At 61.4% G+C, this 21,004-nt stretch carries 20 protein-coding genes and 1 pseudogene; 4 read left to right on the top strand and 17 right to left on the bottom strand.

Annotation, left to right across the window (positions count from 1 at the left end; translation table 11 throughout):
* Window positions 1-115 precede the first annotated feature (115 nt).
* Entirely contained in the window at window positions 116-1,345 is a 1,230-nt protein-coding gene (locus tag A9K65_RS19905) for a bifunctional 2-C-methyl-D-erythritol 4-phosphate cytidylyltransferase/2-C-methyl-D-erythritol 2,4-cyclodiphosphate synthase (protein WP_064994293.1), read from the top strand.
* Window positions 1,342-1,824 (top strand): CinA family protein, encoded by a 483-nt coding sequence (locus A9K65_RS19900; RefSeq protein WP_024505192.1) that lies wholly within the window; start codon window positions 1,342-1,344, stop codon window positions 1,822-1,824. Before A9K65_RS19905 ends, A9K65_RS19900 begins: the two co-directional genes overlap by 4 nt.
* A gap of 45 nt (window positions 1,825-1,869) precedes the next feature.
* Here A9K65_RS19900 and plsY read toward each other — a convergent pair whose 3' ends face one another.
* The 16 genes from plsY to A9K65_RS19815 form a co-directional block, all read right to left on the bottom strand.
* Entirely contained in the window at window positions 1,870-2,544 is a 675-nt protein-coding gene (gene plsY, locus A9K65_RS19895) for a glycerol-3-phosphate 1-O-acyltransferase PlsY (RefSeq protein ID WP_064994292.1), read from the bottom strand.
* A gap of 9 nt (window positions 2,545-2,553) precedes the next feature.
* Window positions 2,554-3,009 (bottom strand): type II toxin-antitoxin system RatA family toxin, encoded by a 456-nt coding sequence (locus tag A9K65_RS19890; protein ID WP_013531488.1) that lies wholly within the window; start codon window positions 3,007-3,009, stop codon window positions 2,554-2,556.
* Window positions 3,010-3,021: 12 nt separating this feature from the next.
* Window positions 3,022-3,987 (bottom strand): lipoyl synthase, encoded by a 966-nt coding sequence (gene lipA, locus A9K65_RS19885; RefSeq protein ID WP_024505190.1) that lies wholly within the window; start codon window positions 3,985-3,987, stop codon window positions 3,022-3,024.
* A 138-nt stretch (window positions 3,988-4,125) separates the two neighbouring features.
* On the bottom strand, window positions 4,126-4,383 hold the full coding sequence (locus tag A9K65_RS19880; RefSeq protein ID WP_013531486.1) for a GlsB/YeaQ/YmgE family stress response membrane protein: 258 nt from the start codon (window positions 4,381-4,383) through the stop codon (window positions 4,126-4,128).
* 89 nt (window positions 4,384-4,472) lie between these two features.
* Entirely contained in the window at window positions 4,473-5,918 is a 1,446-nt protein-coding gene (lpdA, locus tag A9K65_RS19875; protein WP_064994291.1) for a dihydrolipoyl dehydrogenase, read from the bottom strand.
* Window positions 5,919-5,930: 12 nt separating this feature from the next.
* Entirely contained in the window at window positions 5,931-6,566 is a 636-nt protein-coding gene (locus tag A9K65_RS19870; protein ID WP_013531484.1) for an SGNH/GDSL hydrolase family protein, read from the bottom strand.
* Window positions 6,567-6,715: 149 nt separating this feature from the next.
* Window positions 6,716-8,131: a pyruvate dehydrogenase complex dihydrolipoamide acetyltransferase gene (locus A9K65_RS19865; protein WP_086081323.1), complete on the bottom strand. Its 1,416-nt coding sequence runs from the start codon at window positions 8,129-8,131 to the stop codon at window positions 6,716-6,718.
* Window positions 8,132-8,149: 18 nt separating this feature from the next.
* Window positions 8,150-9,553, bottom strand: a complete 1,404-nt coding sequence (locus tag A9K65_RS19860) for a pyruvate dehydrogenase complex E1 component subunit beta (RefSeq protein WP_013531482.1) — start codon at window positions 9,551-9,553, stop codon at window positions 8,150-8,152.
* A gap of 15 nt (window positions 9,554-9,568) precedes the next feature.
* Entirely contained in the window at window positions 9,569-10,606 is a 1,038-nt protein-coding gene (pdhA, locus tag A9K65_RS19855) for a pyruvate dehydrogenase (acetyl-transferring) E1 component subunit alpha (RefSeq protein ID WP_013531481.1), read from the bottom strand.
* Window positions 10,607-10,801: 195 nt separating this feature from the next.
* A complete protein-coding gene (locus A9K65_RS19850) occupies window positions 10,802-11,125 on the bottom strand; it encodes a septum formation initiator family protein (protein ID WP_027038975.1) in 324 nt (107 codons plus the stop codon).
* A 276-nt stretch (window positions 11,126-11,401) separates the two neighbouring features.
* Window positions 11,402-12,676, bottom strand: coding sequence for a phosphopyruvate hydratase (eno, locus tag A9K65_RS19845; protein WP_064994168.1), 1,275 nt, complete (start codon window positions 12,674-12,676; stop codon window positions 11,402-11,404).
* 376 nt (window positions 12,677-13,052) lie between these two features.
* The gene (locus A9K65_RS19835; RefSeq protein ID WP_024505095.1) at window positions 13,053-13,418 is read right to left on the bottom strand and encodes a PRC-barrel domain-containing protein; all 366 of its coding nucleotides are present in this window, start codon (window positions 13,416-13,418) and stop codon (window positions 13,053-13,055) included.
* A gap of 86 nt (window positions 13,419-13,504) precedes the next feature.
* Window positions 13,505-13,708, bottom strand: a complete 204-nt coding sequence (locus A9K65_RS19830; protein WP_013531476.1) for a dodecin family protein — start codon at window positions 13,706-13,708, stop codon at window positions 13,505-13,507.
* A gap of 95 nt (window positions 13,709-13,803) precedes the next feature.
* Window positions 13,804-14,649, bottom strand: a complete 846-nt coding sequence (gene kdsA, locus A9K65_RS19825) for a 3-deoxy-8-phosphooctulonate synthase (RefSeq protein WP_013531475.1) — start codon at window positions 14,647-14,649, stop codon at window positions 13,804-13,806.
* A complete protein-coding gene (locus tag A9K65_RS19820; RefSeq protein ID WP_024505093.1) occupies window positions 14,646-15,533 on the bottom strand; it encodes a VOC family protein in 888 nt (295 codons plus the stop codon). The genes kdsA and A9K65_RS19820 overlap by 4 nt, the downstream gene beginning before the upstream one ends.
* Before the next feature lie 118 nt (window positions 15,534-15,651).
* Window positions 15,652-15,942: a Dabb family protein gene (locus tag A9K65_RS19815; protein ID WP_013531473.1), complete on the bottom strand. Its 291-nt coding sequence runs from the start codon at window positions 15,940-15,942 to the stop codon at window positions 15,652-15,654.
* Between the two features lie 572 nt (window positions 15,943-16,514).
* Between A9K65_RS19815 and A9K65_RS19810 the strand changes: the two genes are divergently transcribed.
* Both A9K65_RS19810 and A9K65_RS19805 read left to right on the top strand, forming a co-directional pair.
* Window positions 16,515-17,771, top strand: coding sequence for a cyclopropane-fatty-acyl-phospholipid synthase family protein (locus tag A9K65_RS19810; RefSeq protein ID WP_064994169.1), 1,257 nt, complete (start codon window positions 16,515-16,517; stop codon window positions 17,769-17,771).
* A 136-nt stretch (window positions 17,772-17,907) separates the two neighbouring features.
* Entirely contained in the window at window positions 17,908-18,909 is a 1,002-nt protein-coding gene (locus A9K65_RS19805; protein WP_027163378.1) for a glycerophosphodiester phosphodiesterase family protein, read from the top strand.
* Window positions 18,910-18,939: 30 nt separating this feature from the next.
* On the opposite strand, the pseudogene A9K65_RS19800 reads toward A9K65_RS19805, so the two are convergent.
* A pseudogene (locus tag A9K65_RS19800) lies at window positions 18,940-20,918 on the bottom strand (bifunctional 2',3'-cyclic-nucleotide 2'-phosphodiesterase/3'-nucleotidase).
* Window positions 20,919-21,004: the final 86 nt, after the last annotated feature.

The following is a 21,004-nucleotide window of genomic DNA, read 5'->3' as shown; positions in this document are numbered from 1 at the left end:
AAGCGCCGCGCGCCCCGTGGGACCCGCAAAGGACGCCTTGGGATTCATATTTGACGCACGATCTTTGCCGAAAACCGATTACACTTTTCGGGATCGTGCGCTAAGCCAATCTGCAATGACTGACGCAAGTGAAAATCACGTTTCGAGTGCGGATGGCAAGGTCGCGGTGGTAATCGTCGCGGCCGGCCGTGGCGCGCGCGCCGGACAGGCCAACGGACCGAAGCAATATCAACACATTGGCGGCTTTGCCGTCATTGCACACACGCTGGACATTTTTCTGGCCCACCCGCGGACCGGCGAGATCGTCGTCGCCATTCATGCCGACGACCATGAACTGTTCCGGCAGGCGGCGGGCACCAACGCCGAGCGCGTTAGCGCCGTTATCGGCGGGGCGACCAGGCAGGAATCCGTCCGGCTCGGCCTGCTTGCCCTTAGAGACCACGCGCCGGGGCAGGTTCTGATCCACGATGCCGTGCGTCCGTTTGTCGATGCGGACCTGATAGATCGCACCATCGCCGCCATCGGCGAGCGCGAGGGCGCATTGCCCGCTTTGCCCGTCGCCGACACGCTGAAGCGCGAGTCGGCCTCCGGGGTGGTTGGCGAAACCGTTTCGCGCAGCGGTCTTCACGCGGCGCAAACGCCGCAGGGCTTTCCGTTCTGGCCCATCCTTGCCGCGCACGAGAAAGCCCATCATCTGGGAAAAATGGATTTTACCGACGATGCCGCGATCGCCGAATGGGCGCATATTCCGGTCAAGATCGTTCCGGGCTCGCCGGACAATGTCAAACTCACCTGGGCACGAGATATTGCCATGGCGGACCAGCGGCTTTCCGGCGAACGTGTGCGCTTTCCCGACATCCGGACCGGCAATGGCTACGACGTCCATGCTTTCGAGCCCGGCGACCATGTCACACTGTGTGGCGTCGCCATTGCTCATGACAAGAAACTGTCCGGCCATTCCGACGCCGATGTCGGTCTGCATGCTCTGACCGATGCGTTGCTGGCGACCTGCGGCGCCGGCGACATCGGCACGCATTTTCCGCCGTCCGACCCGCAGTGGAAAGGCGCTGCGTCGCGGATCTTCGTCGAGCATGCGGCAGGGCTGGTGCGCGAGCGCGGCGGCCGCATCGCCAATGCCGATATCACGTTGATCTGCGAAGCGCCGCGCGTCGGCCCGCACCGCGAGGCGATGACGGCAGCCCTGTCGCAGATGCTGGCAATTTCCGCGGATCGCATCTCGATCAAGGCGACAACCAACGAGAAGCTCGGCTTCGTCGGGCGCGAGGAAGGCATTGCGGCGATCGCCACTGCCAGCGTGGTGTTTCCCGGCGAGGTGCCGGAATGACCAACAGCGACCTGGCAAATGCCTTGCTGCAAGCCTGCCAGAAACGCGGCATCATGCTGGCAACGGCGGAAAGCTGCACCGGCGGCATGATCATCGCGGCACTCACCGACATCGCCGGCTCGTCCGCCGTGGTCGATCGCGGCTTCATCACCTATTCCAACGAAGCCAAGATGGACATGCTCGGCGTTTCCGCCGCCACGCTCGATGCGCATGGCGCGGTTTCGCGCGAGACTGCGATCGAGATGGCGACAGGCGCGCTTACCCGTTCGCGCGCCGGGCTGACCCTGGCGGTTACCGGGATCGCCGGGCCAGGCGGCGGTTCGGCGGAAAAACCGGTCGGCCTGGTCTGGTTCGGGGTTGCGCTGGACGGCCGACCGATTGTCGCCGAGCACCAACTCTTTGCAGACAAAGGCCGCGATTTCATCCGTCGCGAAACGGTCCGGCAAGCGCTGGAACTGGGCCTGCAAGCACTCGGATAGGATTATAAAACGTTGGGCGGGCGGACCCGAAAGCCGGATTTGCGGCTACGTTTTCGATTCCGGGCTGCTTTGCCCCAAGCGTGGCTCCGTCCCAGCCAGCAGCCGCTGAATGTTGGCACGATGGCGCACAACCACGTAGGTGCTGCCCGCAATCACCAGCAACCGATAGGCCAACGGTTGCTCCAGGCCACAGATGAGGGCGATCACGGTCAACGCCGCTACCATCGAACTCAGGGAAACTATCCGAGACGTAGCCAGCACAGCACCAAAAGCCGCCGCAGCCCCCACACCTACCGGCCAAGACAGAGCCAGCAACACGCCAAGCCCCGTCGCAGCGGATTTGCCACCTGTGAAATTCAACCAGATCGAACGGCCATGTCCAAGCAACACGGCAATTCCGGCCAGGCAAACAGCCCAAGGCACCCAGGCTTGCAGGTCAAGCGGGGTCGATGGCGTAACCAACGGCAACGTGATGAACCAGGGATAGAACCAGCGGGTAAAGACGATCGCCGCAGCACCTTTCAGCACATCCACCAGCAACACCCCCAACGCAGGCCATTTTCCCAAGACCCGCAAAACGTTCGTTGCCCCGGTGGATTTGGAGCCATGCTCCCGGATATCGATGCCCTTGAGCAGCTTCCCCGCCAGATAACCCGTGGGCATGGAACCGAAGAGATAGGCGATCGCCAGTCCAACGGTGCTCGCTATCCAGAAAAGCATGCGCAAGCCTCAAGACGGTTTTGTACCGTAGATGACGTCGGCGCGCTTCTCAAAGGCTTCGGCGAACATGCGGAAGGCACGATCGAACATGGTTCCCATGACCGCGCCCAGAATGCGGCTCTTGAACTCGTAGTCGATGAAGAAGCGGACGGCGCAACCGGCGCCGTCGGGTTCGAAACGCCAGACATTGCTCAAATATTTGAACGGCCCGTCGATGTACTTCACGTCGATGGTGTTCTCGTCGGGCTTCAGCAGTACCTGCGTCGTGAAGGTTTCACGGATCGCCTTGTAGCCGATGCTCATGTCGGCAAGGAGAACGGTACGCCCGTCACGCTCCTTGCGCGAGCGAACCGTCAGCGCTTCGCAAAGCGGCAGGAATTGCGGATAGGATTCAACATCGGCGACCAAAGCGAACATCTGCTCGGGTGTATGGGATACGCGTCGGGTGGCTTCGAATTTTGGCATGAAACCGGCTGATTAAGCTGATTTCTTGAGAATCGCTTCCCGTGCCGCACGCAGCTTGGCGAAATCGTCGCCGGCGTGATGCGATGAACGCGTCAGCGGGCTGGACGCCACCAGCAGGAAACCCTTGGTCCGGCCGATCGTCTCAAAGGATTTGAACTCCTCCGGCGTAACAAAGCGGATCACCGGGTGGTGCTTCTTCGACGGCTGCAGATACTGACCTATGGTCATGAAGTCGACATTGGCCGAACGCAGATCGTCCATCAACTGCAGGATTTCATTCCGTTCTTCGCCCAGCCCCACCATGATGCCGGACTTGGTGAAGATCGACGGATCAAGCTCCTTGACCCGCTGCAACAGCCGGATCGAATGGAAATAGCGGGCGCCCGGACGAACCGTCAGATAGTTCGACGGAACGGTTTCGAGATTGTGGTTGAAGACGTCGGGTTTGGCCGCCACGACGATCTCCAGCGCGCCGTCCTTGCGCAGGAAGTCGGGCGTCAGGATTTCGATCGTCGTCAGCGGCGTCGCCGCCCGGATGGCGCGGATGACCTCGGCGAAATGCTGCGCACCGCCATCGGCGAGATCGTCGCGGTCGACCGAGGTGATGACGACATGGGTAAGGCCCATCTGCTTGACCGCATGCGCGACGCGGGCCGGTTCATCCGGGTCAAGAGCGGTTGGAATGCCCGTGGCGACGTTGCAGAAAGCGCAGGCGCGGGTGCAGATCTCGCCCATGATCATGAAGGTGGCGTGCTTCTTTTCCCAGCACTCGCCGATGTTGGGGCAGCCGGCCTCTTCGCAGACCGTCACCAGCTTGTGCGACTTCACGATTTCGCGCGTTTCGGCATAGCCCTTCGACATCGGCGCCTTGACGCGTATCCAGTCGGGCTTGCGCAGGACATCCTGATCAGGCTTGTGCGCCTTTTCCGGATGCCGCAGGCGCGGTGCGTTGGCGATCGTATCGAGGACAGTGACCATCGGGAAACCTGGTTCATTGGCGAGCGCCAGTCAGGCGTTCGTTGTCATAACGTCATCTAGGACTTTTCGGCGCAAAGAAAAAGGCCGCTGCGGCGCATGCCGCAACAGCCTTTTTCGCATGGCAGCTCTTCAGGGATGTCAGCGGCGCACCAGGCGTCCCGCCCAGATCAGCAGGCAGGCACCGATAAAGCCGGTGATCAGATAGGCAATCCAGCCGACGCCGAACGGGCCAAAATTGAGAGCCTGCAGAATGGCGTTCAGTACGATCGCGCCGACGATGCCCATAACGATGTTCATGAAGATGCCGGTGTTGCTCTTCATGAACATTTCGGCGAACCAGCCTGCCAGGCCGCCGATGATGATGGCTGCTATCCAGCCGACGCCATTCAAATGCATATGCCTTCTCCTTGTGTGATGGATGAAAGTGCATCCGCAAACGATGTACCTTGCCGCCGGGTTCCATCTGTAGCAGCGCTTTCAATCTATCACGCGTTGAGCGCGCGGCCATAGGCGTCGAGCACGCTTTCCTTCATCATCTCCGACAGCGTCGGGTGCGGGAAGATGGTGTGCATCAGCTCTTCCTCGGTCGTCTCCAGGTTCATCGCCACGACGAAGCCCTGGATCAGTTCGGTCACTTCGGCGCCGACCATGTGGGCGCCGAGCAATTGACCGGTCTTCTTGTCGAAGATAGTCTTGATGAAGCCCTGATCCTCGCCGAGCGCGATCGCCTTGCCATTGGCGGCGAACTGGAAGCGCCCGACCCGGATATCCCAGCCCTCTGCCTTGGCCTTGGCTTCGGTCAGGCCAACCGAGGCGACCTGCGGATTGCAGTAGGTGCAGCCCGGAATCTTCAGCTTGTCGGTGGCATGTACGCCAGGAAAATCAGCGATCTTCTCGATGCACACGACACCCTCATGTTCGGCCTTGTGGGCGAGCATCGGCGGGCCGGCGACATCGCCGATGGCGTAGATGCCCGGCACATTGGTCTTGCCGTAACCATCGATGACGACGCAGCCGCGTTCGGTCTTCACGCCAAGCGCCTCGAGTCCGAGGCCCTCGATGTTGCCCTGCACGCCGACGGCCGAGATCATGCGGTCGGCGGTGATCTTCTCGACCTTGCCGTCTTTCATCTCGACATGCGCCGTGACCGAGTTCGTGCCCTTCTCGACCTTAGTCACCTTGGCTTCGAGGATGATCTTCATGCCTTGCTTCTCGAACTGCTTCTGCGCGAACTTCGAGACTTCGGCGTCCTCGACCGGCATCACCGCCGGCAGCAATTCGACCACCGTCACCTCGGCGCCCATGGTGCGGTAGAAGGAGGCGAATTCGATGCCGATGGCGCCCGACCCCATGACGAGCAACGACTTCGGCATCTCCTTCGGCACCATAGCCTCGAAATAGGTCCAGATCAGCTTTCCGTCCGGCTCGATGCCGGGCAGCGCGCGTGGCCGGGCGCCGGTCGCCAGGATGATGTGCTTGGCGGTAAAGGTGCCCTCGCCCTTGACGCCTTTCGGCACCGGCGGCTGTGGCTCCATCGGCTTCTTGGCCGTCTTGGACACGACGATCTCGCCCGCCTTCGAAAGCTTGGCCTCGCCCCAGATGACGTCGACCTTGTTCTTCTTCATCAGGAAGGCAACGCCGCCATTGAGCCGCAGCGACACCTTGCGCGAGCGGTCAACGACGGCCGATGTGTCCACGCTGACCTTGCCGTCGAGCTTCAGCCCGTAATCCTTCAGGTGATCCGAATAGTGCATGATCTCGGCCGAGCGCAGCAGCGCCTTGGTCGGGATGCAGCCCCAGTTAAGGCAAATGCCGCCGAGATGCTCGCGCTCGACGATCGCCGTCTTGAAGCCGAGCTGCGCGGAACGCACCGCGGTGACATAGCCGCCGGGACCGGAGCCGATGATGATGACGTCATAGTTCTCAGCCACGGGTTTTCTCCTTCACAATTCCAGCATGACGCGCACGACTGGTGTCAGCGCCTCGCCGATGTTTCGCGTATTTTCGGCGTCAAGATGAACACCGTCGAGAGGTGTGGTTTGCGCCACGCTGCCGGCGTCGAAGAAGCCGCAGCCGGCCTCATCGGCGAGCGCGGCATATTGCGGTGCCAAAAACTTCGAGGCGTCGTCGCCGCCGGCAAACATTTCCTTGAATTCGGCATTTTCGGTGCGACTGACGACAGGCGGCGAAACGATGAGGATCTGCGGCGCCGGCCAGTCGAACGGATAATCGTGACCGCGCACGATGTCGATCAACCGCTGGATGCCCTGCTTGGCCGCGACGGGATTGCCGTGGATCCACGGCTTCATGTCGTTGGCGCCGAGCATGATGACAATCAGGTCGATCGGCGCATGCGTCGTCAGCACCGTTGGCAGCAGCCTGGCGCCGTTGCGATCAGCACCGGCCAGGTGGTCGTCGAAGGCGGTGGTACGGCCATTGAGGCCTTCGGCGATAACTTCCACGCCACTGCCAAGGCCGGCCTGCAGCACGCTTGGCCAGCGGTCTTCCAGCGCATGGCGGCCACCTTCGGCATTGTAGCCCCAGGTCAGCGAGTCGCCGTAACAAAGAACCGTCTTCATGCACCCACCTGCGCGTCGATCAACCCACGCTTCACCCGCCATCCATGGGTTGTGACCGCCCGTTTCCGAGCAGCCAGTCCGGTGGCGAATCCGGAAATGATGAAAGCGAAGAGGCTGGTGAAGACTATCCGCACCGCCCTCTCGCTTCCCTAAACCAGCATGCCCATCGGGTTCTCGATCAGGCGCTTGAAGGCGACCAGCAGTTCGGCACCCAGCGCACCGTCCACGGCGCGGTGGTCGGTCGACAGCGTCACCGACATCACGGTGGCTATTCTGATCTCGCCGTTCTTGACCACTGCCCGCTCCTCGCCGGCGCCGACTGCCAGGATGGTCGCGTGCGGCGGGTTGATGACCGCGGCAAAATCCTTGATGCCGAACATGCCGAGATTGGACACCGCCGTGGTGCCACCCTGATACTCTTCCGGCTTCAGCTTGCGGCTGCGGGCGCGACTGGCGAGGTCCTTCATCTCGTTGGAGATGGTGGACAGCGTCTTTTCGTCGGCTTTGCGGATGATCGGTGTGATCAGCCCGCCGGGGATCGACACGGCAACGCCGACATCGGCGTGCCTGTGCTTGACCATGGCGCTTTCGGTCCACGAGGCATTGGCATCGGGCACCGCCTTCAGCGCCATCGCCATCGCCTTGATGACCATATCGTTGACCGACAGCTTATAGGCCGGAGCATCACCCTTATCGGTCTTCTTCACCGGGGCTGCCGCATTGATCTGCGTGCGCAGCGCCAGCAGCGCATCGAGCTCGCAGTCGAGCGTCAGGTAGAAATGCGGAATGGTGGTCTTGGCCTCGACCAGGCGGCGCGCAATGGTCTTGCGCATATTGTCATGCGGGACAAGGTCGTAGGAGCCCTGTTCGAACAGTTTCAGGACCTGATCGTCCGACATCGCCTTTACCGGTGCGGCAGGAGCAGCAGCCGGCACGCCAGCCGGAGCCTTGGCGGCAGGCGCCGCCTGGGCGCCGCCACCGGCAATGGCCGCGTCGACATCGGCCCTCACCACCCGGCCATGCGGGCCGGTGCCGGTCACGGCAGACACATCGACACCGGCTTCCTTGGCTATGCGACGTGCGAGCGGCGATGCTAAGGTGCGTCCTTCCGGCGACTGGCTGATCTCCCCCCTTGTGGGAGAGATGGCCGGCAGGCCAGAGGGGGGCGTCTCGCGCTGAGAGGACGGCGGGACAGCGCCCCCCTCTGTCGACTTCGTCGACAGCGCCCCCACGGGTGGGGAGATTGGCGCCTTGTCCTGCTTGGCCTCGGCTTTCGCTGGAGCAGCATCGCCCCCGCTTTTCGCGGCAGCGCCTGCATCCTCACCTTCGGCAGCGAGCACGGCGATCAGAGCGTTGACCTTGACGCCTTCGGTGCCGGCGGGAACGACGAGCTTTGCGACCGTGCCCTCATCGACAGCCTCGACTTCCATCGTCGCCTTGTCGGTCTCGATCTCGGCAATGACATCGCCCGGCGAAACCTTGTCGCCTTCCTTGACGAGCCACTTGGACAGATTGCCCTCTTCCATCGTGGGCGACAGGGCCGGCATGGTGATGTTGATTGGCATTTTGTCCTCCCGCCCGGTTCAGCGATATGTGACGGCTTTGACCGCCTCGATGACTTCGCCGACGTTCGGCAAAGCCAGTTTCTCGAGGTTGGCGGCATAGGGCATCGGCACATCCTTGCCGGCGATGGTGATGACCGGCGCGTCGAGGAAATCGAAGGCGCGCTGCGACACCTGGTTGGCGATATGGTCGCCGACCGAGTTCTGCGGATATCCCTCTTCGACAACGATCAGCCGGTTGGTCTTCTTGACCGAGGCGATGATGGTGTCGAGATCGAGCGGCCGGATCGTGCGCAAGTCGATGATCTCGGCATCGATGCCCAAGCCGCGCAGCTCGGCTTCCGCCTTGACCGCATAGGTCATGCCGATGCCGAAAGAGACGATGGTGACGTCCTTGCCGGTCTTGTGGATGCGCGCCTTGCCGATCGGCAGCACGAAATCATCCAGCTTCGGCACGTCGAAGGACTGGCCATAGAGGATCTCATTCTCGAGGAAGATGATCGGATTGGGATCGCGGATCGCCGCCTTCAACAAGCCCTTGGCGTCGGCGGCGGTGTAGGGCATCACCACTTTCAGGCCCGGAATGTGGCTATACCAGGCGGCGTAGCACTGCGAGTGCTGCGCGGCGACGCGTGCGGCAGCGCCGTTCGGTCCACGGAAAACGATCGGCGCACCCATCTGGCCGCCCGACATGTAGAGCGTCTTGGCGGCGGAGTTGATGATCTGGTCGATCGCCTGCATGGCGAAGTTGAAGGTCATGAACTCGACGATCGGCTTCAGGCCGGCCATCGCCGCGCCGACGCCGACGCCGGCAAAGCCATGCTCGGTGATCGGCGTGTCGACGACGCGCCGCGGCCCGAATTCCTGCAGCAGCCCTTGCGTGATCTTGTAGGCGCCCTGGTATTCGGCGACCTCCTCGCCCATGACGAAGACATCGCCGTCGCGGCGCATTTCCTCGGCCATCGCATCGCGCAGCGCTTCGCGTACCGTGGTCGAGACCATCTCTGTGCCGGCCGGAATGTCCGGATCGGCGGCGATTTCCGTCTTCGGTGCAGCAGCCACCGGCGCGGCAGCCGGTTTTGCGGCCTCCGCCTTGTCCTCCGCCGCGGCTGGAGCCTCTGCCTTTGCCGGTGCTTCCGCCTTGGCGGGAGCCGAGGACTTGCCGATATCGCCGGCACTTTCGCCGTCCTGCAGCAAAACGGCAATCGGTGTGTTGACCTTGACGCCTTCGGTGCCGGCGGCGATCAGGATCTTGCCAAGCGTGCCTTCGTCGACGGCCTCGACTTCCATCGTCGCCTTGTCGGTTTCGATCTCGGCGATGACGTCGCCGGCGACGACCTTGTCGCCCTCATTCTTCAACCACTTGGAAAGATTGCCCTCTTCCATGGTCGGCGAGAGAGCGGGCATGAGAATTTCGATCGGCATGTCCTTGCCCTCCCGTTACAATACGATATCGGTCCAGAGCTCGGACGGATCCGGCTCTGCATCGTTCTGGGCAAATTCGGCGGCGTCAGCGACGATGTCGCGGACCTCCTTGTCGATGGTCTTAAGCTCGTCCTCGGTTGCCCACTTCTTCTCGATGAGCCGCGCCTTGACCTGTTCGATCGGGTCATGGTCGGAGCGCATCTTCTGCACTTCTTCCTTTGAGCGGTATTTCGCCGGATCGGACATCGAGTGCCCCCGGTAGCGGTAGGTCTGCATTTCGAGAATGATCGGCCCGTTGCCGGCGCGGCACCATTCGGTCGCCTGGTCGCCGGCGGCCTTGACAGCGCGCACGTCCATGCCGTCGACCTGGATGCCGGGAATCTTGAACGAAGCGCCACGGTGCGAAAAATTGGTTTCCGCCGAAGAGCGCGACACCGAGGTGCCCATGGCATACCGGTTGTTCTCGATGATGTAGATCACCGGCAGCTTCCACAGCGAGGCCATGTTGAAGCTTTCATAGACCTGGCCCTGGTTGGCCGCACCGTCGCCGAAATAGGTCAGCGAGACATTGTTGTTGTCGCGGTAGCGGTTGGCGAAGGCCAAGCCCGTGCCGAGCGACACCTGCGCGCCGACGATGCCGTGGCCGCCATAAAAGTGCTTTTCCTTGGAGAACATGTGCATGGAGCCACCCTTGCCCCGTGACAGGCCGCCGCGACGCCCGGTCAGCTCGGCCATGACGCCGCGCGGCGACAGCTCCATCGCCAGCATGTGGCCGTGGTCGCGATAGGCGGTGATCATCTGATCGCCGTCGATCAGCGCCATCTTCATGCCGGTGACGACCGCTTCCTGGCCGATATAGAGGTGGCAGAAGCCGCCGATGAAACCCATGCCGTAGAGCTGGCCGGCCTTTTCCTCGAAACGACGGATGAGCAGCATGTGCCGGTAAGCGGCAAGCTCTTCGTCCTTGGTGAATTCGACAGGTTTGGGGGCCGAAAGCCCCGATTTGCCGTCGGATTTGGATTTGGCAGGCGCTTTTCTGGCGGCGGTGGCCATGCATCACTCCCTGTTGGCGTCTCTTCGTGGACATTAGAGCAGGATGAAATCTGCTCTGGGGAGATCAGCTCCTCCCCACCGATTTTTAGGGAGGCTAACACGCGTCAAAGCGTTGCGCCATGCCGAATTTGCATAGCTGGCATGCGCCTAAGCGATTAAAATCATTGAAAATATTGGTGATTATCTTGAAATCAGTTATTTTGCCGAGGTCGGCAACATAATGGTGATTTCGTCAGCTTGGGACAGATTGAGCGCCTTGCGCGCCTGCTCATCGAGCATGTCCTTCTCGAGCGTGCCTTCATGCATCAGCCGAACGCGGCGCTCGAGCTCCATGCGGCGCGCCTTGATCGCATCGAGCTGGCCCTGCAGCGCAACCGTCTGGGCTTCCAGCTGATATTTCGAGTAGATACCGAATTCGCCGTGATAGGCATGAAAGCCGAAATAGGCCAGGAACGCCACGCAAAGCGAGGGAATGATCAGCCGGCCGGTGTTTCTCTGCTTGTGCTGACGCGTCCACATCGCCCGATTCCTCTAGAGCATGATGCCGAAAAGTGTGAAGCGGTTTTCGGACGACATCATGCTCTATCTCTTTGATTTAGAGTCGGATTCAGATTTCAGGTCGAACAGACCTGAGATCATCCGGCTCTAGCCCGCGAACTCAGGCGGCTCACGATCTTTCTCGCCCGATTGTGCTTAACGGACGGTTACGGGTGACCTGTTTGGCGGCGCCGAAACGAAAAAGGGCGGGAATGCTCCCGCCCTTTTGTCCGGTATCGATGAGCCGGTGTTTCCGGATCAGCCCTTGACCACCGACTTGCCGGCGTAGCTTGCCTGCTTGCCGAGCTCTTCCTCGATGCGGATCAGCTGATTGTACTTGGCCATGCGGTCCGAGCGCGACAGCGAGCCGGTCTTGATCTGTCCGCAATTGGTGGCGACGGCGAGATCGGCAATGGTCGAATCCTCGGTTTCGCCCGAGCGGTGCGACATCACGGCGGTGTAGCCGGCCTTGTGCGCGGTCTCGACGGCGTCGAGCGTTTCCGTAAGCGAGCCGATCTGGTTGACCTTAACCAGGATCGAGTTGGCAACCCCCATGCGGATGCCGTCGCGCAGCCGCGCCGTGTTGGTGACGAACAAATCGTCGCCAACCAGCTGCGTCTTCTTGCCGATCAGGTCGGTCAGGTACTTCCAGCCTTCCCAATCGTCCTCGGCAAGACCGTCCTCGATCGAGATGATCGGATAGTCGGTGGCAAGCTTGGCCAGGTATTTGGCCTGGGCCTTGGGATCGCGCGTCTTTTTCTCGCCTTCATAGACGTAGTTGCCGTCCTTGAAGAACTCGGTCGCGGCGCAATCGAGGCCGAGCGCGATCTCGTCGCCCGGCTTGAAGCCGGCCTGCTCGATCGATTCCATGATGAAATCGAGCGCCACCGGAGCGCTTTTCAGGTTCGGGGCAAAGCCGCCCTCGTCGCCGACATTGGTGTTGTGGCCGGCATCCTTCAGTTTCTTGCGCAGCGTATGGAAGATTTCCGAACCCCAGCGGACACCTTCGCGCAGCGTCGGCGCGCCGATCGGCAGGATCATGAATTCCTGGAAATCGATCGGGTTGTCGGCATGCGCGCCGCCATTGATGATGTTCATCATCGGTACCGGCAGGAGATGCGCCTTGGTGCCTCCGACATAACGGTAGAGCGGTAGGCCGGCGGCATCAGCGGCCGCCTTGGCCACCGCCAGCGAAACGCCGAGAATGGCGTTGGCGCCAAGCCGGCTCTTGTTGGGCGTGCCGTCGAGCTCGATCATGGTCTGGTCGATATGAATCTGGTTTTCGGCTTCCATGCCGCCGATGGCCTCGAACAGCTCGCCGTTCACCGCCTCGACGGCTTTGAGCACGCCTTTGCCGAGATAGCGGGCGCCGCCGTCGCGCAGTTCGACGGCCTCGTGGGCACCGGTCGAAGCACCCGACGGCACCGCCGCGCGGCCCATCGAGCCGTCTTCGAGAATGACATCGACCTCGACGGTCGGATTTCCACGGCTGTCCAGGATTTCACGCCCGACAATGTCGACGATGGCGGTCATTTGCGATGTCCTCGATTGATCTGAAGAATGCCGCACGTCTTAGCCAAAGTGCTGCAAAAGGCAATCGGCCCGCTGGCAATTATTGCCGCGGCAACAGCGTCCGAACGATTCACGAAGCGCAAATCGCCGTCATCATAAGTCATGTACGGTCGGCTGACTTCCGGTTAAGGTGCAGCGCGCGGGGCGAAACAGGAGGAGTTTCGCCATGTCTCAGTTGAGCGGTATCGTGAGTCTGTTTCTGATCGCGGCGGCATTCCTGACGTCATGCGACAATCAGCAGTCGCCGCCGAAGGCGATGGCCCCCTTACACGTCAGCGAATAAGCCGGAATCCAAAGCGGCCCCGTCTCTCTCGACGGGGCCGCTTTGTCGTTGTTGTTAATGCCAGTAAGGCGTGACCTTGTAATAATTGTAGGATTCGTCGCGCGCCGCCTCGCCATCGGCACCGGTCAGTTCGTTGATCGAATAGGCCGGTGCCGCCATGAGTTGTTCCTTGGAAAACGGTACGACATAACCGCCCTTGTCCTCATCATAGTCGAGGCTTGCCCACGGAATGGCGTGATATTTCTCGCCGATACCAAGGAAGCCGCCAAAACCGATGACCGCGAACATGATCCCGTTCGTCATCTTGTCGAGCATCACATCCTCTATGCTGCCGATGCTTGTGCCTTCGGTGTTGTAGACCGATGTGCCGATGACCCGCGAAGCGGCGATGGCTTGGGTGTGGCCAGTCTGGGTTGCCATGATTGTGCTCCTCATTGTGGTTTCGAACCATAATTGGACAATGAGGGGCGCGGGCGAAGGTTCCCGACTTTTTCGGCGTCGACCGATCACTCCGCGAGGATGAAGGTAACCTTCATGTTGACGCGATAAGCAACAATCTTGCCGTCCTGGACGACGATCTTCTGGTCCTGGATCCAGGCGCCCTCGACGTTCTTCAGCGTTTTGGATGCGCGCGCAATTCCCTGTTCGATGGCGTCCTGAAAGCTCTTCTTCGACGACGATGTGATTTCGGTGACGCGGGCGACAGACATGGCTTCCTCCTGCCAAAACGCTCATTTGCCGGTCGAGCGTACAGGCGGCTTGCGCCGTCCACAAGCATCGGCGGTCGACAGAGGATATCTCCGGCCTAGAGACCCTTGGCGATGCGGTCGAATGCCATCAGCCGCTCGAGTAGGGCGGGCATGTCCTTCAACGGCAGCATGTTGGGGCCGTCGGAAGAGGTCGAGTTGTCAGGATCCTGATGGGTCTCGATGAAGACGCCGGCAACGCCGACAGCGACGGCCGCGCGCGCCAGCGTCTCGACAAAACGACGTTCACCGCCCGAGGAACCGCCCTGCCCGCCCGGCTGCTGCACCGAATGGGTCGCATCGAAGATCACCGGCGCGCCGATCTCTGCCATGACAGGCAAAGCGCGCATGTCGGAGACCAGCGTGTTGTAGCCGAAAGAAGCACCGCGCTCGGTGGTCAGCACATTGGCATTGCCGGATCCGGTGATCTTGGCGACGACGTTCTTCATGTCCCAGGGGGCAAGGAACTGTCCCTTCTTCACGTTGATGACCTTGCCGGTTTTCGCCGCGGCGACCAGCATGTCGGTCTGGCGCGACAGGAAAGCCGGAATCTGCAGGACATCGACATGCGGCGCCACGATGGCGCACTGCTCCTCGGTGTGGACATCGGTCAGCACCGGGAGCGAAAATTCCTTGCGCAGTTCGTCGAAGACGGGAAGTGCCGCGTCCATGCCGGCGCCGCGCGTCGCCGACAGCGAGGTGCGGTTGGCCTTGTCGTAGCTGGTCTTGTAGACGAGGCCTATTCCGAGCCTGCCGGTCAGTTCCTTCAGCGCGCCGGCCATGTCGAAAGCGTGCTGACGCGACTCGAACTGGCACGGGCCGGCGATCAGCGACAGAGCCGCCTTGTTGTCGAAGACGACATTGCCGACAATTACCGCTGAATTGGGCGCGACGGGCTTGTTCATTTGGTCTCCCGGAAGATGAAAGCCGCGCCCTGTCCGGGTGCAGGCTGCACGACAATATCATTGCCCGCTATATCGTGTTGGATAGAATTGGCCGCAAGCAGCCTCGATGTCACATCGGCGTTCCGAACCGAAAAGACCACCGCTGCGAAGCGTAGATCTGTCGGCGCGCCGGCCGGCAGGCCAAAGCGCGCGGTGAAAGCCGCGCGGTCAAGCACGCTCAAATCTGCATTCGGCAGGGAAAACATGCCGCCCTGCCTTTCGGCGGCCGGATTGTCCACCGTGACAGAAATCAACTCATGCTGCTTTCCAGGCGCATCGCTGACCGCCAAGATCTCGACAATTCCGGTCGCGCCGTTGGCGTGGGCCTGCAAAGCCGCGCGGTCGACATCAGGCGCGTTGACCCGCTCGCAGGCAAACAGGAAGGCGTCCGTGGCTTCGGCTCCGGCCGCGAAAGCGAGCTTGAACGATGCGATGTCGCTCTTGCCGGCTGGGTCGGTGAAAGCGCGCGAAAAACCCAGCATGTCTCCCGCCGAGATGCCGGCATCGACATAGCGTGCATGGTCGGCATCGGCATTGCCCGTACCTAGAACAATGGCGGAAAACCCCTCGTCGCCGTTGCTGTCGCGATAGGCGCGATCACGCGTGACGAAGACATTGCCGTCCGCGATAGCCTTTGCCGCCACCTGCTCGTCGCCGACCGCCAGCGGTTCGAGATACGTGCCGTCGGCCAGGAAAACACAGCAGTTTTCCGTTCCGAAGGGATGGATGCCGGTCGGGGCCACGACGAAGCCAAGCGCGGCGAGCCGGGCTCGCGCCACCTCAAGGCTCTGCGTTGGCAGCACCAGGTGATCGAGCGGATGAGTGCCAGTGATGGTTCGGGTCATGCAGCCGCGATGTGCATCATTCCGCAAATCGGTTCAAGACTTGATCGCAATCCCGGCCATTTCGCCCCCGCCAGTTCACCGGACGTCGAAAAAGGCACCAGTTGGGACAAAGCCTCGATCAGCTTCCGGCAACGACATCGGCGGAATAGCGCAGTTCGCGCATCGGTTTGACCTTGCTGGTGGTCTGCGCATAGAGCGGGTGCGCCTTGTAGGCGGCCAGCGCGGCGTCATCGGCGAACTCCGCATAGACGACCACGTCGACCTCGTCCGACAGCGGATCCACCTTGGTGTTGAGCGTGACCTCGAACAGGCTGGAATGAGGAATGTTGCCGAGCGCCAGCAAGCCGGTGCGCACCGCCTCGACATCCTCTTTTCGCCGCGCGCTGAAGAAAACGATATGCCGGATCAACCCCGCCTCCTCGATCAAAATGCTGGGGTCTTTTGTGACGGCAGGACGTTGGCGTCAATCGACTAGGATGTCGCGGCTGCCGCCACTGGAGTTAAGCTCTGCCGGTAACATATCGCACAACATGGCTAAGCTCTCTCACTGTTGTGTCGAGATAGCGGCCCTGATTGTACATGCCATCCCAGATCAGGAAAAACGCGATGGCGGCAATGACGATTACATAACGCATGGCTAGATCTATCGCACGAGCAATTCTGCGACCATAGGCGTTTTTTGCGCGCTCGGCCTTTGCTGTGCAAAAAAGCGGATTCTCGCTGGCGCAAGCATTCCGCGTGGCACAGCCCCGCTTGCGGCCTGCCTCTTGAAGTTTCGCCGCATGACGTGGAAGATCGCCGCAGGGATTCACTGGGAAGCGCTAAAGCTCTGGTAAAAGAGCGCGTGTTTCATTCGAGCCCGCCCGTCACTGAGCCGGTCAGCGCCCGGGACCGGCAACGGCGTTCGAAGCTGGCGAATGATCCAAGAGAACCGTGGCTCGGCAATCTGCCCCGACACCGCGGAAATCCAGGGGGCACGAGATGGCACAAAAGGAACTATTTGGCGCAGCATTGAGCGACGCGGTCAGGCTCGATGAGTTCAATTTCGCCGAGATCGTCAAAGGTCTGCCGGCGAAAGCGCGCATGGTGCTGTCGGCGGCGATGAACCTGCCGCGCGGTTCACTCAAGGTGAGGCTGCCGGACGGCCGCGCCGTCCTCGTCGGCGGCAAGGGACCTGGCCCAGATGCCGAACTGGTGCTGAAGAATTGGCGCTTGCCCGGCCGCGCCTTTTCCGGCGGCACGATCGGCGTAGCCGAATCCTACATGGACGGCGATTGGGAAAGCCCTGATGTGACCAGCTTCCTGGAGCTATTCGTGGTCAATTCGGTCATTGGCGAGCGTATCGCGGGCGGCACCAGTTGGCTGATCAACACCGTCCAGCGCATCCGCCACTGGTTCAACCAGAACACCCGCACCGGTTCGAAGCGCAATATCTCGGCGCATTACGACCTCGGCAACGCCTTTTACAAGCAATGGCTCGATCCGAGCATGACCTATTCCTCGGCGCTCTACACGACCGGCGCCAACGACCTGGAAAGCGCCCAGGCCGCCAAATATCGCGCGCTGGCGAAAGACACAGGGATCGGCCCGAAGGACCGTGTGCTGGAAATCGGCTGCGGCTGGGGCGGCTTCGCCGAATTCGCCGCGCGCGAGATCGGCTGCCGCGTCACCGGGTTGACGATCAGCCGCGAGCAGCACGATTTTGCAACGGCTCGCATCGCCAAGGCTGGCCTTGCCGACAAGGTCGACATCAAGCTGCAGGACTATCGCGACGAAACCGGCACCTATGACCGCATCGCCTCGATCGAGATGTTCGAGGCGGTCGGCGAGAAATACTGGCCGGTGTTTTTCGGCAAGATGAAGGCTTGCCTGAGACCCGGCGGCACCGCCGGCCTGCAGATCATCACCATCAACGAAGCCGCCTACGACACATATCGCGCAAGGCCGGATTTCATCCAGCGCTATGTTTTCCCGGGTGGCATGCTGCCGACACCGTCGATCCTGAAGACACTGGGCAAGGATCATGGCCTTGCCCATCTGCGCGAGCGCGTGTTTCCGGATGACTATGCGCGCACGCTTGCCGAATGGCGCCACCGGTTCTGGGCGTCATGGGAGAAGATCGTCCCGCTCGGCTTCGACGACCGCTTCAAGAAGCTCTGGGAGTTCTACCTGCACTATTGCGAGGCCGGATTCCGCGCCAGCTACATCGACGTCCGCCAGGTGGTCTACAAGGCGTAGTCGACACGTTCTTCGATTTCATTGCCGCCGACCAGGCGATATCGAGGATGATCTCGATATCGCCGCCCGGTCGCCGTCAAAAAGTCCGATCGCAAAGCAGGATGCCGCGCAGGACGGACGAATCGGAAATCACTTGATGCGCAAACGGACGATCTTCTTCGGCATCATCGTTGTCGCCGCGGCGGGCATCTGGCTCAACAACACCTCGCTGTTGTCGAGCCGCCCCGCCGGCAAGCCGGAAGTGCTTGCCCATCGCGGCCTTGCCCAGGACTACGCACGGGAAGGCATGACGGGTGAGACGTGCACGGCCAGTCGCATGTTGCCGCCGCGCCATGCCTACCTCGAAAACACGATCCCCTCGATGGAAGCAGCCTTCGCGCTGGACGCTGACGCGCTCGAACTGGATGTTCACCCGACGACAGACGGCAATTTCGCCGTCTTCCACGACTGGACGCTGGATTGCCGCACGGAAGGCAAGGGAGAAACACGCAACCATTCCATGGCCGAGTTGAAGACCCTCGATGTCGGCTATGGCTATACGGCGGATGGCGGCAAGACCTTTCCGTTTCGCGGCAAGGGTATCGGCATGATGCCGTCGCTGGATGAGGTTCTGGCGCACTTCCCGGCCCGCCGCTTCAACATCAACGTCAAGAGCAACGATCCGGGCGAAGGCGAAAAGCTGGCCGCACGGCTTGCCATGCTATCGCCGAACGAGCGCTTCTATCTCTCGGTCTATGGCGGCGACAAGCCGATTGCCGCAGTCAAGGCAGCACTGCCGGACATGCATACGCTGAGCCGCGCGTCGCTGACGCAATGCATTCTGCGCTATGCCGCGCTTGGCTGGAGCGGCTATGTTCCAGATGCCTGCCGAAAAGGTACCTTGCTCATTCCCGTCAACATCGCGAAATGGATGTGGGGTTGGCCGAACCGGTTTCTCGATCGCATGCAAGGCGTCGACAGCCGCGTCTATCTGCTCGGCCCGTACACCGGCGGCGACTTTTCGCAAGGGCTGGACGATCCCGAACTGATCAAGCAGCTGCCGAACGGTTATTCCGGCGGCATTTCCACCGATGCGCTGGATCTCGTCATGCCTGACATCAAGGAACGTTTCACCCAGCCGGCTCAATCCACGCCATAAGGCCGGGACTCGAGCCGACCCGAACCACCTTCAAAGCAGGATGCGGTATTTCGCGAAACCTGCCTCGCCCTCGCCTGCCGGCTCGATCTTCAGCGATTTCAGCTGCGCAATGAAATCCTTCCTTGGCGCCGGTTTCGAACACGGCGCTGGTTCCAGGCAGCGGCGCGAACGACCAGTTGTCGTCCGCGGAGGGGTTGATTGTACCTTCGCTGACGATGTAGCGAACGATGACGTCGCGATTGGTGTCCGGCGCTTCGTAAATGATCTTCGAGGCGTTGATGTCGGGGAAATTGCCGCCGCCGCCGGCGCGGTAGTTGTTGGTCGCGACGACGAATTTCTGTTTGGGGTCAATCGGTTTTCCATCGAAACTCAGGTCGACGATGCGATTGACGCCAGCGTTAGCCAGCCCGCCCTTGGCATCGTATTTCGGCGGCTGCGACAGGTCTATTTTATAAGTGACGCCGTCGATGACATCGAAATTGTAGGACGGAAAATCGGTGTTGATGAGGGCCTGGTCGGCCTTTCCCGGCTCGATCCGGTTGAAGATCCCGGCCGACATTTCCAGCCATTCCTTGACCTGCGCACCGGTGATTTCGACCGCACGCACGGTGTTGGGATAGAGATAGAGGTCGGCGACGTTCTTGATGGCGATATCGCCGGCGGGCACGTCGGTATAGTAGTCGGCGCCGTTGCGCCCGCCGGCCTTGAACGGAGCGGCCGCCGACAGCAGCGGCACATCCTTCCATTGCGTGTTCGTCAGAATATCCCTGAGGTACCAGGTCTGCGCCTGGCTGACGACCTGCACCGACGGATCGTCGGCGACCAGCGCGAAATAGGAATAGAGCGGCGCGGAGGTCTTGCCAACGGGGCGGCGCACATAGGCCAGTGTTGCCTGGTGGTCCTGCTCAAGGGCCGCGATGATCCGCTTGTCGTCCGGGACAGTCGGTTTGTTCTTATTGTCGACGCGTTCGAAGATCGGCCGCGCCTCGGAGGTGGCGGAAACGACCTTCCATTTCGACCCGTCGCGTTCCAGCATCAGGTCGATCAGCCCCATATGCGAGCCCCAGAAGCCGCCCATGACGGCGGGTTTGCCCTGCAGCGTGCCCTTTTTGCGTGTCGACACCATCGAGCGACTGGAAATCCTTCTTGCCGGGGAACACCAGATGCTGGTGCCCGGTGAACACCGCGTCGATGCCGGCGACGCCGGCGACGAAGAACGAGGCGTTCTCCATCATGTCGCCGTGCTTCACGTCGATGCCGGAATGCGACAGCGCAATGACGATGTCGGCGCCCGCCTCCTTCATCTGCGGCACCCAGGCCTTGGCCGCCTCGACGATGTCGCGCGTCTTGACGTTGCCTTCGAGGTTCTTGAGATCCCAGACCATGATCTGCGGCGGCACGAAGCCGATGATGCCGATCCTGATCGGCTGCTCGGCGCCCGAACCGTCCTTGATCTTCTTGTCGAGGATGACATAGGGCTTGAGATAGAGCTTGTCGTCGCGCGGGTTCGCGGCAAGCTCCGTGCCGCGGATCAGGTTGGCGCAGACGAAGGGAAAATTGGCGCCGGCCAGCACCTTGTCCAGGAACGACAGGCCATAGTTGAACTCGTGGTTGCCCAGCGTCGAGCACTCGTAGCCGAGCAGGTTCATACCCTTCATGATCGGATGCAGGTCGCCGTCCTTCAGGCCCTTCTCATAGGCGATGTAGTCGCCCATCGGATTGCCCTGCAGCAGGTCGCCATTGTCGATCAGCATCGAATTCACCGCTTCCTTGCGCACGGCGTCGATCAGGGAGGCCGTGCGCGACAAGCCCAGCGTGTCGTTCGCTTTGTCGGCGTAATAATCGTAAGGCAGCACGTTCACATGGATGTCGGTGGTCTCCATGATCCGGAGATGCGCCTGGTTGGCCTGTGCGCGAGCGGAGAAGGGATGAAGCACGATCAGCGCCCCTGTAGCTGCGGTGCCAGCGAGGAAATCGCGGCGGGAGACGGGATGGAGCAGTTGCGACATGTTTTCTCCTCATCGACAACGTGACACGCCCTGCCCCGAAGCGAACTTCGCGCCGAAATCGGCTCAAGTCCATTCAAGAAGTTGCG

The organism is Mesorhizobium sp. WSM1497 (assembly GCF_001672455.2).
Classification (GTDB): domain Bacteria; phylum Pseudomonadota; class Alphaproteobacteria; order Rhizobiales; family Rhizobiaceae; genus Mesorhizobium; species Mesorhizobium ciceri.
The sequence above is the reverse complement of the archived record's forward strand: the minus strand, read 5'-3'. Positions and strand labels throughout refer to the sequence as shown.

Excerpts from the sequence above, each read along its gene's own strand:
- A9K65_RS19905 (WP_064994293.1), top strand. The coding sequence starts at position 116 with ATGACTGACGCAAGTGAAAATCACGTTTCGAGTGCGGATGGCAAGGTC.
- A9K65_RS19900 (WP_024505192.1), top strand. The coding sequence starts at position 1,342 with ATGACCAACAGCGACCTGGCAAATGCCTTGCTGCAAGCCTGCCAGAAA.
- plsY (WP_064994292.1), bottom strand. The coding sequence starts at position 2,544 with ATGCTTTTCTGGATAGCGAGCACCGTTGGACTGGCGATCGCCTATCTC.
- A9K65_RS19890 (WP_013531488.1), bottom strand. The coding sequence starts at position 3,009 with ATGCCAAAATTCGAAGCCACCCGACGCGTATCCCATACACCCGAGCAG.
- lipA (WP_024505190.1), bottom strand. The coding sequence starts at position 3,987 with ATGGTCACTGTCCTCGATACGATCGCCAACGCACCGCGCCTGCGGCAT.
- A9K65_RS19880 (WP_013531486.1), bottom strand. The coding sequence starts at position 4,383 with ATGCATTTGAATGGCGTCGGCTGGATAGCAGCCATCATCATCGGCGGC.
- A9K65_RS19870 (WP_013531484.1), bottom strand. The coding sequence starts at position 6,566 with ATGAAGACGGTTCTTTGTTACGGCGACTCGCTGACCTGGGGCTACAAT.
- A9K65_RS19865 (WP_086081323.1), bottom strand. The coding sequence starts at position 8,131 with ATGCCAATCAACATCACCATGCCGGCCCTGTCGCCCACGATGGAAGAG.
- A9K65_RS19860 (WP_013531482.1), bottom strand. The coding sequence starts at position 9,553 with ATGCCGATCGAAATTCTCATGCCCGCTCTCTCGCCGACCATGGAAGAG.
- pdhA (WP_013531481.1), bottom strand. The coding sequence starts at position 10,606 with ATGGCCACCGCCGCCAGAAAAGCGCCTGCCAAATCCAAATCCGACGGC.
- A9K65_RS19850 (WP_027038975.1), bottom strand. The coding sequence starts at position 11,125 with ATGTGGACGCGTCAGCACAAGCAGAGAAACACCGGCCGGCTGATCATT.
- eno (WP_064994168.1), bottom strand. The coding sequence starts at position 12,676 with ATGACCGCCATCGTCGACATTGTCGGGCGTGAAATCCTGGACAGCCGT.
- A9K65_RS19835 (WP_024505095.1), bottom strand. The coding sequence starts at position 13,418 with ATGGCAACCCAGACTGGCCACACCCAAGCCATCGCCGCTTCGCGGGTC.
- A9K65_RS19830 (WP_013531476.1), bottom strand. The coding sequence starts at position 13,708 with ATGTCTGTCGCCCGCGTCACCGAAATCACATCGTCGTCGAAGAAGAGC.
- kdsA (WP_013531475.1), bottom strand. The coding sequence starts at position 14,649 with ATGAACAAGCCCGTCGCGCCCAATTCAGCGGTAATTGTCGGCAATGTC.
- A9K65_RS19820 (WP_024505093.1), bottom strand. The coding sequence starts at position 15,533 with ATGACCCGAACCATCACTGGCACTCATCCGCTCGATCACCTGGTGCTG.
- A9K65_RS19810 (WP_064994169.1), top strand. The coding sequence starts at position 16,515 with ATGGCACAAAAGGAACTATTTGGCGCAGCATTGAGCGACGCGGTCAGG.
- A9K65_RS19805 (WP_027163378.1), top strand. The coding sequence starts at position 17,908 with ATGCGCAAACGGACGATCTTCTTCGGCATCATCGTTGTCGCCGCGGCG.